Source organism: Clostridium polynesiense, assembly GCF_000820705.1.
Lineage (GTDB): Bacteria > Bacillota > Clostridia > Clostridiales > Clostridiaceae > Clostridium_AA > Clostridium_AA polynesiense.
Map to the genome: position 1 here is coordinate 1 of NZ_CCXI01000027.1, position 13,371 is coordinate 13,371.

The following is a 13,371-nucleotide window of genomic DNA, read 5'->3' on the forward strand; positions in this document are numbered from 1 at the left end:
AATTACTCTCAGATTTCATGCTTTTAAGCCATTATCTGCTGAAGACATATACTTATCTGCAGATAAAGGCATTAGTGATCCAAGAGCATTATGGGGAAATTTATTAATAGAGTTAAGAGGAATATTTACAGGGAAGCTAGCTGAGAATAATGTTCCAATTTCTATTGAGCTAATTGATAGTATTGATGAGTTAAGAAAAGAGGTGTTAAGACTAGCACAAGTGTATTCAATTGATTCTGGAAGACCTACGATAATAGCTATTGATGGAATCGACCATGCAGCCCGTTCTGGGAGCAAAAATACTTTTTTATCTACATTAGTTAATCCGGGTGGAGTACCTGAAAATGTATGTTTTTTAATTTCAGGTCAACCTGTTAATCAGTACGAAATGTACCCCGATTGGTTAGCAAGTAAAGAGGGAGTATTACATATTGAGGTACCACCAATTAACAAAGATGATATAAAGCAGTTATTTATAAGTGTCAATAAATTAATGCCTAAAGATGATGTGGACATGGCTGTTGAAATTATAAATAACGCAGTAACTGGAAATACTTTATCTGCAGTTTTTGCTGTGAATGGAACTTCTAACTGTTCAACTATAGAAGCGTTAGAAACGGAAATTAAAGATTCAAGAATATCTAGTGGATTACTATCTTACTATGAGTATATGTGGAAATCTACAATAAAGAATCTACCGCAGGGAGCTCTATTTATAGAACCGTTAATGGCAGGGGCTTTGACTCTAATTAATAAGAAAATAACACCTCTGTTATTGGCTAATGTTTTTAAGAGTGAGAATATAAGTGAATATGTTTGGAAATCATCTTGAACCGATTGTTCCCTTTAGTTGTTAATGAAGAGGGGGGATACAGAATATTCCATAATGATTTTAGAATATATCTCGATAAATTCTTGAAAAAGGATCATGATTGTTTTGTTGAAGTATCTAGCCGTCTTGCAGATTATTTTATGAATAATGGTGATGATATTCAACTTAAGCATCAACTGGTATTTCAGTTATTAATAAACTCTGGTAGGCAAAATGAGTTTATAAATGTATATACAGAGGATTATATTATAGAAGCTATAAAATATAAAAGGCCGATGCAAGAATTATATGATCAACTTGAAATGACGACATTGTCTTTACGGGACATAGGAGTCAATGAAATGCTACTTTCTTTTAGTTGTGCACTAAATACATTATTTCAGTATCAAGTTTCCTTACAATGGGAAGATAAGTATCATGAAGAGGAGTTTGAACTCCCTGTTGCTTTACAGAGTGAAAAAAAAGTAATTAATAGAAAACTGTTTGATAGAAAAGTCATTGATAATATGTTAGATGATGCAGTATTATTACTTAATTACAATGATTTAGAGAGAGCAAAGAGGCTTGTATTTAGATGGTTTGAAGGACTTTCTCCAGAAAATTTAGCAGTTTTGATAGAAAATAATTTCGAAAAACCAGAACAAGCAGACAAAGTATTTGAAACCAATAAAAAAAGAACCATTAGAGAACTTTTAGAAAAATGGGGATTTGTATCAAGAGCTATAGGTGTTAATTTTAAAAGGCTTAAACGAAAAAAAATTTCTGAGGATATCAAAGAATATAGAGCTTGCTTTGCTAGTGGGTGGCTTAAAAAATCTAAAGAATACTTGTCATTATCACAAATTAAATATACTTTTAAAACTCTAGATATATTCTATACAAAGGATTTAGATAATTTATTATGTGATATTCTTGACACAAATAATGTAGATTCTATTAAGTGGTTAATTGATAATAATATATTTAATAATGCATCGAATGATACTCATATAAAGCTTGTATCTTGGTCCATCATCACAAGGAATGATGCTCTAGTTGATGAGTGGGTGAAATTAATAGTTGAGAAAAAATTAGATTATATAGAAACATATGAGAGAAGGTATGATGATGCGACTTTCGAAATTATTGCACGACTAGTTTTTATATTATCTTATTACGAAAACATAGGTCAATATAGAATTGAAGAAGTTGTACAAAAATGTTTATACCAATATAGAGGAGAAAAGTTCACGTACAAAGACAGAGGTTATTATACTGCTCACAATATGTTAGTTGCTAGTCATTATCTAGGATATGTTTATTTAAATATTTTAAACGATACCATTGAGAACATTTCTGAAGAAGATTTTAATGCGTTAATTAATGCTATATTTGATAGGAAAGAACCATTTGGTTTTTATGAAATCGGTGGACCTAGGGCTCAAAAATTTCTATTAACAAGCATTATTTCTAGCGATAATTTGTTATCTAATAAACTAAAAGAATTATTAATAGACAATATAATTAAAAATGCAAAACTCTTGGACACTATTACTAATCTTGATTTGTGGTGGGATTATCTTGAAAGAAATAATAGAACGCATTCACTTAGAGAAGTATTTCATAATTGGATGGGCGAAGGTGGTATAATATGGAGTAAAGATTTATCAGAAATACACTTGATTTATAACGCTTTTTTGCCGAAGGCAGAAAGATTGGGATGGAGAGACGATATAAAGATTGTTAATGATAAATTGAACTTCAAGATTGTCGGATACATTGGACGTAAAGATTATTCATTATACTTACCATTACAATGGTATAACTCATTGGATCATGTAAATAATGATTACTGGAGAACAGTAGGAATAGAATTACTGAATATTTCTGATTATGCATCAGATACAGGTGATAATAGAGCAGATATATATGTATTGGCTGCGGTATCTGAATCTGCAGGTGTTAGAAGTGCAACTGATTTAGGACAGTTTTCAGTTTGTAACGATCATTGGGATATCGAATGGATTCAAACCATTTTTGATGGTGTGATTGCAAGTTTTAGTACAAAATATTTTACGGAAGAAGAATTGTTATATATATGGAACACTGCTACAAAGTTTTTTTATGTATCGGAGAACCAGAGAGATTATGATGCAGATAATGAACTTCGAAAAATATATATTTCAGATGTAAAAAGTGGAATTAAACAAGCCGCACAAAGATTAAAGTATAGCAATTTGGATGAAAAAATGGAGAAAATGGCACCAAAAGAATTTTTTCAGAATAGAACTATTGAATCTTTTACAGCGTTTAGAGTACCAGAACGCTGGTATAATTGCGGATTAAGTAAGAGCGCTTCTGATTATCAGGAGATAATTTCAACAATGGATTCAAATGAAGCTCTTAGCCATCTTAAACAATGTATAAACAATTCAGAATCGTCCAGATGGGAGAATGTGGTTGGCTTTATTAAAATTATTGAAGAAAAAGGAGGCTCTTTAGAACCAGTTTCCATTGAAGAGGTATTAGATTTAATTCTTCACATGAGTAAGGAAGAATCATGGAGTTATGATGGAGTTTATAGAGCCATAGAGGTTATTTTTCCGTATTTGTGCCTTGAACAATGTAATCTTTTATTAATAACTATTATTGAAAGATATTTAAAAGAAAGCATCTACAGCTCAGAATCGAGATTTAACATACTTAGAGAAGATTTGAACAGCTTCATATTTTTCTATTATAAGACGCTAGGTGATAATTTCGTTCTGAAAGGATTTGAAAGAATTTTGCAGATGCATACTAATTGGATTACTGGATATGGAATATTAGATTTTCCAGCATACTACTCTGAAAGGAAAACGTATTTCAATAATTTAAGTTGGATAGAGTTTTGTAAATTAATAGAGGATAATTATTAGGCTAATTTAGAGATGTAGCTATTGTTAAAGAGGTGAATCTCCATACTAAAGGGGTAAGGCTCTTTATATTCATTAATATGAAAATTATATTTTGTTAAATTGTATAAGAATTATGTGGCAACACATGTTGAGGTGGTCACTTTGCTCGTTAAGGATCGTTAGGGACGAAGAGGAGCATTAGTGCCACCCATGCAAGGGACGTCCAAGAGAACGGTATTAAGTTCGATTGGAAACGGCCTACTGCTGAGGTGGTCGAGATCAGAAGGATATAGAGTGTCAATTAGTACCACCTGTGCAAGACTTACCCCAGAAACGGAGCGATAGCGAAGGTTGATTGGAGGTAATCTACTGCGGAGTGTGTTGTGAAGATAGTAAAGAAATAGCCTGATATCAAAGCCTATGAAGGTTTTTAATAAAATAAAATGAAGAATGCTACAGAAGTTATCCTCCTGTAGCATTCTCATTTTTATATAGAATCTAAATTATGATGTATACATATCTGAATTCAGATAATGTTATTATCGCCAAAAATTAATGCAGTTGGCTTTATCTAAAATATTAAACTCAATAATCTGCTCAAGCAATTCGTAATCAACGGTCTGATTCCACTTGATACGAAATATTTCCTTAGTATGATGATAACCAGCTTTTTCTATAGCATCAGCAAATTGATATATCCCAGCCTGTTCAGGGGCTACAGCAATATGTTTTTTAGAAATACTAAAACCAATAATGTATGTACCATGGTCAGAAAACACAGGCTGATTCCATTTAATTACTGGCTCTAAGGTTGGAAAATTAGTTTTTACCCAATTTAGAAGCTTTTCCATCCTGCTTTTGTGTTCAAGGTTCCCAATATTTTTAAGAAATTCTCTAAATATTTCCATGTGGCTTCCTCCTGAAATATTTGATTAAAATATCATTTAAATAGTATTGTTACTCTACTATGCTTATATTTTAACTACAGGAATCCACATTTCACCAATAAGCAATCTGTCTTTTTTTTCTGTGATAACGGCTGTGTTTGGACCACCCACATAGGCATAGTATTTCTCTTCTACTAAGACTTCTCCAAAGGTTAGGTCAGTAAGCTCTTTAAACAGGTCTTCAGCTGTAGAGGCTTCTCCTTTTACAACAACGTATTCTCCTTTAGGAAATTGAATGTTCCTGGATGCTTCAGGTATGGATGATTTTGTCATAACTCCAGCATAATGAATCATCTTATCATTCACTGCTTCGTTTACTGAGAAAATATAGTCATTTGCAGCTATGGCTTTTAGCTTGTCAAGGGTTCCATCCTGGCTGATAGTCTGCCAAAATTCTAACTTTTCTCTGTTTATCCCATCAGAATCAGTATAATCACTTTTAAGCTCAGTGCCTATGCCTAAGACCGTAAAACTATCTTTTTCTTGTATGGTATATCTTGTCATTTAAAAAACCACCTTATTATTATTATTATTTCAAATGACTTGTCTCCTTCACTTGATAATAATATAATATCTTTAAATAATGTCAAAAGGTGGTACTGTTTAGGGGGATTTATGAAAAAAGTTGAACGTATTAATATTATCATGAGGTATATCAACAATCGCTCTCACTTTACAATTTCAGAAATAATGGAAGAATTCAATATCTCTCGCTCCACAGCTATTAGAGATATAAGAGAAATTGAAGTTATGGGTATGCCCCTTGTGGCAGAAGTTGGACGAGATGGGGGATATTTTGTTATGCACAATTCTGTCCTGCCTGAAGTACGTTTCACAGATAATGAGATAAAAGCTCTTTTTATTGCATTTATGGCTACAAGAAATCAACAGCTGCCATATCTAAAGAGCCGTCAATCATTAGCAGAAAAGCTACTAGGTCTTATTTCGGAAAGCAGTCAAGATGACCTTGTTCTTTTAAATAAAATCTTACTTTTTCAAAGCACTAATCCCAGTAATCCAGATTTACTTGAACTTTCAGATCTCCCTCATCCGATGTTAGAAAAACTCATAGAAACACTTCTCTTTAGCAGCTATCTATTAATTACTATAAAAGAGGAAAATGTAACAAAAACTTGCTCAATTTATTTACTTCACCTTTATCATGACAGAGGACTTTGGTTTATTGAAGGCTTTGACTTGACTGAAGAAAGGAAGGAAATCATACCAGTGGATATTCTAACTGATATAAAATCCTTCTCGGCTAAAAAAAGCTTAAGCAAGAAAAAAATATTAGAAATAATAAGTAAGCAGAAAAAAACAGTGAATTTTATCATAGAGCTTGGTCCAGCAGCGATATCTCAGTTCAAAAAATATCATCCTTTATTAGTTACAATTTCCTATAGGGATCCTTACCAAAGCACAGCTATTCTAAAAACCTTTATTGATGTTAATAAATCTGATGAATTGGTAGAAATGACAAATTGGCTCCTTTTCTTAGGTGAGGATGTTACCATTAAAGCTGCTCCAAAAGAATTGTTTGATAGATTGGAAGAGAGGTTAAGGCTATTACTGAGAACTTGAGGTATGGAGAAATATAATGAAAACTTCGGATATTATATGACAGCTATATGACCAAATGAATATTAGTATTTCCGAAAAAGAAAAAACAAACGAAAATATAGGAGAAGATAGCATGGCTAATTTTTTAGAAAAGTTTCAGTCTCATAATAACGGGGTAAGACAGGAAATGATAGATAAAGAACATGCGTTGAAGGATTTCTTGATAGACATTGATTGCCTGAAAAAACTAGATGACTGGACTGATGATTTTAACCTGTTTGATGTATTAAGAATTACAAATATGGAAATTCGCCATAGTAATATTCTGGCATGATTTTGATCCAAATGAGAATCATGGTTTGGGAGATTCTTTTATCAAATCTTTCATTACTAAGGTTGTTAGTAAGTGAGACCAGAATAAATATAATGCATTTGATTTGTTGCTGCAGGATTTCTATTCTTATCAGGTTTATAGAGAATTTAATAACATGGATATTGTTCTCGCATCTCGCGAAGAAAAGACAGCAGTTATTATGGAGAATAAGATATGGTCGGGAGAATCATCTCATCAGTTAAATGATTACTTAGAGAAAAGTAAGACAGAGTACAAAGACTGCAATCAGATTTTGTATGTATTTCTTACTCCATATGGCAGGGAAGCAAGTGATTCAGATAATTGCATAGCATTCTCATATGGGGAAATAATCGATTCCTTGGAGAGTTCTAATTGTTTATCATGATATTCAATATAGAAAATTAAAGAATTATATAGACATAATTTCATTTATGATAGGTTATTTAATTTTATTTTTCGCAGAAGTTATATTTTATGGGAGAATGGGTTATTTTTATATCTCAATAGTTGTATTGGGTATTATATTTTTTGCACCTATTTTTGAGACTAAGTATGCTATTAAATGAAATTCGAAAATATATATAAAAAGTATAGATAATATGGGATTTAAATTTTGTAGTGTTTTATGGTGTTGCCATGCTATTAAGTATCATTTATATTTCATTAAATGAAAAATTACATATTAATAAATACAATTTAATAATAATGTTTGTTGAATATCTGTTAGTTGGCTTAGGATATATTATTATATCGAAATATATGATAAAGAAAATGGATGAAAAAGATAATAGTTTTCTGATATTTAATGAGGCTTTTATTAGCTTGAAATCCTGATACTTTATCAGTAATACGAATATAAATGAAAGGAATAGCATTATGAGGTATAACATTAGCATATTAAGTAATTCAAAAATTATTGAGTATCCAATTTTTAATTTCTTATTATCTTTTATGATTTTTATAATTATATATTCTTGTACTAGCGTATTATTTAATAAGTTATCATTCAACCTGGAGTCAAAAATATTTTTAATAATTAAAAGAATCGTTCAAGGAATTCTTTATTTAGTATTTATAATTTTTTTACATTATAAAAACTCTGTGAGTTATGACTACTTTAAAAGAATAAATATAACAACATTGATTATAGTTTTGTTAATTATGTTTTGTATATACTTTTTATATGAAAATACAATTCAAATACTAGTGGATAAATATTTTTCTTATAAAATTGGTGATTCAGCAAATTCAATGGAAGAAATATTTTATAATCCTATTGTGGCTTTTTTGCAAGTTTGTATAATAGCTCCAATCGCTGAGGAAATGCTAATTCGAGGTTATTTTTTGAAAATTTTAAATGAAAGATATAATATATTTTTAGTATTACTAATAACTAGTATTTTTTTTGCAGTACTCCATTTTGATTTTGTGAATACTATATTCTATTTAGTAATTGGGATTTTTTTAGGTATAGTATTTATTCAAACAAAATCAATCGTTTACTGTATATTATTGCACTTTAGTTTAAATTTCTATGTGTTTATTAGATATTATATAAATACATAACATTTATTGTAGAAATTACACAGAATAACAAAATGATAGGAGATGTTTATGGTGAGAATGGTATTATATTATCCCCAGAAAAGCACACCTATGAAATTGGATTCATTACGAAAACATATGCCACAGAATTACTTTGTAAAGCTATAAGCTTTTTACTGGATTAGGTGAAAAACTTTCAGCCAAAACAGGTGGTAACTTTCACTGGAGTAAGTGATATAACATGAATTTAGCATGGGGGGGAACAGGAATGAAAATATGTGAATATAGGCTAATTGATATTGGTGATGTACCTGCAATGGTTGGTCTGCTGGCATGTAGGCAAAATCTTGAGAGTAAGGTATTTCCATTCCTAAAAAACAGCTGCCTAAATACAAAATATATCACAGATTTACTTGAAAACATTTTCGTTAATAGTAAAGCAATTGGGATAGGTGCATTTTCTAATGATGAGCTGGTGGGTTATATATTAGGAAAGGTAAAGATTGATAATGGGAGAGGCAGACATATATGGGTACCCTATGAGGGAGTTGCAATAAGAAAGGATCAACCTTCAGAGCTCATAAGGAATCTGTATGCAACGGTTTCCCTTTGGTGGCTCGAAGAAGGCTGCTTTAGTCACTATGCTTTAATACCTCTTGGGAATCAGGTGTACTATGAGGCCTTCCTGCAATTAAGCTTTTTTATCCAGCAAGTACATGGAATATTGAACATTGAAGATTACAAACCTTTTAAAAATGTATCTGATCCAGATATTAGAATTGCCAATAAAAAGGATAGTGAGGCAATGGGGAGAATGTCTAATATAATCTGCTCATATCAAAATTCAGCACCTGTATTTGAACCTGCCTTACCTGAAGTAGTAGTGAAGATAAAGGAGGGGTACAAAAAGATAGCAGAGGATGATGAAGCAATGATCATTATTGCGGAAAAAGATATGAAAGAAATAGGATTTCAAGTATATGAGCCTATTACTTCAGATTTAATGACACCTGACGATGGAATAGAGCTAAGTATTGCGGGAACTTACCCTTCTCAAATGAGAAGTGGTGTTGGTAAAAAATTAATGAATGAAGGTAGTAGGATTATGGAAGAAAAAGGATATAATAACATAATAATAGATTGGAGAATAGCAAACCTTGCATCTTCAACATTTTGGCCTAAGTGTGGATTCAGTCCAATAGCTTATAGAATGGTTAGATTCATTGACAGCAATTTTGCATGGGCAAACTTTAACAACCCAAGTATTAAAAAGTTATAGCGGTTGTTTGAAACTATGTAAACTTCCTTAAAATAATTAGAATAAGGATTTATCAAGAATGTTAGAGGGGAGATAAAAATGAAAACTTTGATTGACCTACGAGAGAAGAAAGATAGTGGAATGTATGAGGCAGTCCAAAATCTTTATGATGAACCTTTGAAAATTATTAGGTTAGGAGAACAATCCATAACTCCATGCATTGGCTGCTGGAACTGTTGGCTCAAGACTCCTGGCAGATGTGTCATGAAGGATCAAATGGCTGAATTGTATACAGATTATGTAAGCAGTGATACTGTAATTTTGATTATGGATACAGCCCAAGGATTTATAAACCATCAAGCTAAAGCATTTTTAGATAGGACAATTCCTCACTATCATCCCTATATAGAAATTGTAAATGGAGAATGTCAGCATGTTGCTAGATATAAGGGTTATCCTGATATGGTATTTTACTATGATAGGGAAGGCTTATCAAGTGGAGAAGAACAGGTTATTGAGGATTATTTATATCGTACAGCCTATCATTTTAAATCTAAAGCCTATCGTATTGTAAAAGCTAGAGGCTTTCAATTGCATCAACTGGAATCAAGGAAGGCTAAAAGACAGATTGTACCCTTTACATCAATTGAACCTGGGGAAAAACTAGTAATTTACAGCGGTTCTCCTAGAAGGAGTGGAAGCAATTCAGCTCTTATTTTGGGAAAGGTAGTTGAAGCTCTTGGTGATAGGGTTGAAATTCGTGATTTGAAGGAAAAAGGTAAATGGGAGGAATGGGCAGAAGATTTTAAAAGTGACAAAAATATCATGTTCTTCATGCCGTTATACGTCCATGCAATGCCTTCTCAGGTTATGGAGTTTATAGAGAAACTTCAACCCTCCAAAGGAAGTATAAGCTTTTTTATACAATCAGGATTTCCTGAAAGCAGCCAATCTCACTATCTTGAGGCGTATTTTGAACAATTGGCTTTCAGATTAGGTAGAACTTATGTTGGCACAGCCATTAAGGGCGGAGTTGAAGGTTTTCAGATGAGACCTGCTAAGGCTCAAGAAAAAATTATTGAACCAATGGTAAAGACTATTGCAGACATAGTCCTTGAAGGAAAGTTTAACCCAACAAATATTAGTCAATTGTCTATGCCAATTCGATTTGGAAAGGCTATGGGGATTCTCTTAAAGCTGCTTAGCAAGGCTGGATTAATAAACTTTTTTTGGAATCAACAGCTTAAAGAAAATAATGCCTATGAAAAACGTTTTGATGCTCCTTACTTATCTTTAACTAAGGATAGTCAATAACGGTTATAAAAGTAATATTGACTAATAATTTGAATTATTCACTTGTTAATGGATAATTCAAGTCTAATGCCTTACGTTAGCCTAAGACTATATTTTACCTATTCAGCTTTGCTTTCATCCAAAGGGTCTATAGTTTACCTAGATTATCTATGTCCCTTTGGATTTTTTCAACCAGCCTTCAGTGATTCTACTAACCTATCTTTCTGTCTAACAATTCTGATACAGAACATTCTCATATGAAAATAAATTTTTAAAAAGAGTTGACAATATAAAATTTTAGCTATATTCTATAATTAAATAGAGACTATTTAAGGACATAAACTTTAATAAATAATTAAGAGGTGGAAACATGGAAGTTAGAGAGAATTTTCAAATAGATAGTATCAGGATTAAAGAAATTGATATTCCTTATGCTGTTCCTTTTCAAATAAGCGGAGGAATTAGTTATACAAGAAAATCATTAATTATAGAGATACATTCTGGAGATACAGTTGCATATGGAGAATCAGCTCCTTTTGAATCACCCTTTTATTCTTCAGAAACTATATCTACAGCAAAAGCTATATTAATAGAAGATTTAATTCCAAAAGTTTTAGGTAAGGAAATAAAATCAATTGATGAGATAAATTTTATTTTAAATGATAATATAAGAGGCAATAATTTTGCAAAAGCAGGTATAGAAACTGCTTATTGGGATTTAGTTGCAAAGAAAAACAATATGAGTATAAAAGATTTAATATTATATAAATTAAAAGAATTGGGAACAACAGAGGAGTACTTAGAAAACAATGACTATATATATTCAGGAGTTTCAGTAGGTATACCGGAGGATAATAGTTATGAAACACTAAAAGATATGGTTAAAGGTTATGTGGATGAAGGCTATAAAAGGGTTAAGATAAAGATTAAACCAGGCTGGGATTTGAAAGCTTTAGAAGTTACCAGAGGAGTAATAGGTGATGACTTTATTTTATGGCCGGATGCAAATGCAGCATATGATTTTGAAAAGGATTTAGATTTATTCAAGGAAATGGATAAGTTTGGATGCAATTTTATTGAGCAGCCATTAAATTGTAATGACATAATAGATCATACAAAACTAGCTAAAAATATTAAAACCCCAATATGTTTAGATGAATCCTTAAAATCCTCTAAATTAGCAAAGCAAATTGTAGAAATAGATGGGCCTAAGATTTGGAATATAAAGATACAAAGAGTTGGAGGATTACTTGAAGCACTTAAAATATATGCAATAGCATCTCAAAATAATATAGAAGTATGGGGAGGAACAATGCCGGAAAGTGGTGTTGGCGGAGCTTCTATTTTAGCTTTATCTACTTTTAAAGGATTTAAATATCCAGCTTGTATAGAGCCTAGTGAAAGATGGTATGGTAAAGGAAAAGATATAAAAGAAATGGTAATGGATAAAGAAGGTAAGATTTATTATAAAGAAGAAATAGGTATTGGGGAAATCAATCAGGAAAACTATCATAAATACGGTGCAATTATTTATGATAGCAAGTCATGTTAAGGGTTGTTTATTCATTGGTGCCATAGATGAAATTAGAAATTATATACCCGGAAGACCTAGTTTAAAAATTTATCTATAAACAATTAACTATGAAGAATATATTTAAAATAATTTATGACATGGAAAGAAGGGGGATTAATTATGAATTTTAAAGAAATACAACAAAAAATAATGGGAGATATATTACCTGCTGTTCCAGTTCCAGTCTTAGAAAACGGTGAGATTCATTTAGAGTCTCAAAGAAATTATGTTAAATGGATGAATGAACAGCCTGTAAATGCAGTAGCAATATGGGCACACACTGGAAGAGGTTTAAAGCTGTCAAAGGAACAAAGAGCAGTGGTTTTCAATGAATGGAGAAATGGATTAGATGATGAAAAAATAATACTATGTGGTGTAGGAGCCAATATAAAAGATGGTATAAAGGACGAAGATTACATAAAAGAGGCAGTAGATATGGCTTATGAAGCTAAAGATTTAGGAGCAGACTTAATTATGCCATATGCCCCAACATTATTTAGAGGAAGAGAAGACCAGGATGAAATGATTTTAAAATATCATAAGGAAATTGCAAAAGTTGGATTGCCAATGGTAGCCTTTTTCTTATATGAAGCAGCAGGTGGAGTAAATTATTCATTAGATTTACTTAGAGAACTATTTAAAATAGAAAATGTAATAGCTATAAAAATGGCTACACTGGATTCAGTTATGACATATCAAAATGTAAGCAATATGATTAAAGAAGAAAACTTAGATATAGCTCTTATAACCGGAGAAGACAGGATGTTTGGCTATACTTTGATGCGCGGTGCAAAAGGTGCATTAATAGGACTAAGCAGCATTTATACAAAGCTTCAAAAAGATATGTTGAATTCATACTTTATAGGAGATTATAAGAGTTTTATTGAGAAATCAGAATTAGTAGATAATTTGGCTGAACATACTTTCTACGCTCCTATGGAAGGGTATATTGAAAGAGTTCTATATATATTAGCTCAAAAAGGTATTATTTCAAAAGAAGCAGTAAATGATCCATATGGCCCAGGTGTAAAAGAGAGCGAAAGGGTTAGAATTGACCAATTTATATCTAAATTAGGAGATATGTAAAGGAGAGAATATGCTATGAATCCTATATATAAGCTTGATGAAGTAA

Annotated in this window: 12 protein-coding genes; 10 read left to right on the forward strand and 2 right to left on the reverse strand. The window is 31.5% G+C overall.

All coding sequences use genetic code 11. The annotated features are described in order from the left end of the window. Positions 1-832, forward strand: an 832-nt coding sequence (locus TA89_RS18490; protein WP_040210876.1) for a hypothetical protein, incomplete at its 5' end; no start/stop codon positions are given. A gap of 5 nt (positions 833-837) precedes the next feature. Continuing rightward, positions 838-3,729, forward strand: coding sequence for a hypothetical protein (locus TA89_RS03485; protein WP_147590058.1), 2,892 nt, complete (start codon positions 838-840; stop codon positions 3,727-3,729). A 518-nt stretch (positions 3,730-4,247) separates the two neighbouring features. On the opposite strand, the gene TA89_RS03490 is transcribed toward TA89_RS03485, so the two are convergent. Further along, positions 4,248-4,616, reverse strand: a complete 369-nt coding sequence (locus tag TA89_RS03490) for an iron chaperone (protein WP_040210878.1) — start codon at positions 4,614-4,616, stop codon at positions 4,248-4,250. A gap of 63 nt (positions 4,617-4,679) precedes the next feature. Then, complete coding sequence (locus TA89_RS03495) at positions 4,680-5,159, reverse strand: GyrI-like domain-containing protein (protein ID WP_040210880.1); 480 nt, start codon at positions 5,157-5,159, stop codon at positions 4,680-4,682. 111 nt (positions 5,160-5,270) lie between these two features. Between TA89_RS03495 and TA89_RS03500 the strand changes: the two genes are divergently transcribed. The 8 genes from TA89_RS03500 (at position 5,271) to TA89_RS03535 (ending at position 13,325) form a co-directional block, all read left to right on the forward strand. Continuing rightward, positions 5,271-6,236, forward strand: a complete 966-nt coding sequence (locus TA89_RS03500; RefSeq protein WP_040210881.1) for a helix-turn-helix transcriptional regulator — start codon at positions 5,271-5,273, stop codon at positions 6,234-6,236. 55 nt (positions 6,237-6,291) lie between these two features. Then, on the forward strand, positions 6,292-6,549 hold the full coding sequence (locus TA89_RS17595) for a hypothetical protein (protein WP_147590059.1): 258 nt from the start codon (positions 6,292-6,294) through the stop codon (positions 6,547-6,549). Positions 6,550-6,652: 103 nt separating this feature from the next. Continuing rightward, positions 6,653-6,955 (forward strand): PD-(D/E)XK nuclease family protein, encoded by a 303-nt coding sequence (locus tag TA89_RS17600; protein WP_187119260.1) that lies wholly within the window; start codon positions 6,653-6,655, stop codon positions 6,953-6,955. Between the two features lie 866 nt (positions 6,956-7,821). Continuing rightward, positions 7,822-8,136, forward strand: coding sequence for a CPBP family intramembrane glutamic endopeptidase (locus TA89_RS19235; RefSeq protein WP_207642845.1), 315 nt, complete (start codon positions 7,822-7,824; stop codon positions 8,134-8,136). A gap of 220 nt (positions 8,137-8,356) precedes the next feature. Next, positions 8,357-9,394: a GNAT family N-acetyltransferase gene (locus TA89_RS03520; protein ID WP_242850065.1), complete on the forward strand. Its 1,038-nt coding sequence runs from the start codon at positions 8,357-8,359 to the stop codon at positions 9,392-9,394. A 78-nt stretch (positions 9,395-9,472) separates the two neighbouring features. Beyond that, a complete protein-coding gene (locus tag TA89_RS03525; RefSeq protein ID WP_040210885.1) occupies positions 9,473-10,687 on the forward strand; it encodes a flavodoxin family protein in 1,215 nt (404 codons plus the stop codon). Between the two features lie 349 nt (positions 10,688-11,036). After that, complete coding sequence (gene menC / locus TA89_RS03530; protein ID WP_040210886.1) at positions 11,037-12,218, forward strand: o-succinylbenzoate synthase; 1,182 nt, start codon at positions 11,037-11,039, stop codon at positions 12,216-12,218. A gap of 141 nt (positions 12,219-12,359) precedes the next feature. Continuing rightward, on the forward strand, positions 12,360-13,325 hold the full coding sequence (locus TA89_RS03535) for a dihydrodipicolinate synthase family protein (protein ID WP_040210888.1): 966 nt from the start codon (positions 12,360-12,362) through the stop codon (positions 13,323-13,325). Positions 13,326-13,371 lie beyond the last annotated feature (46 nt).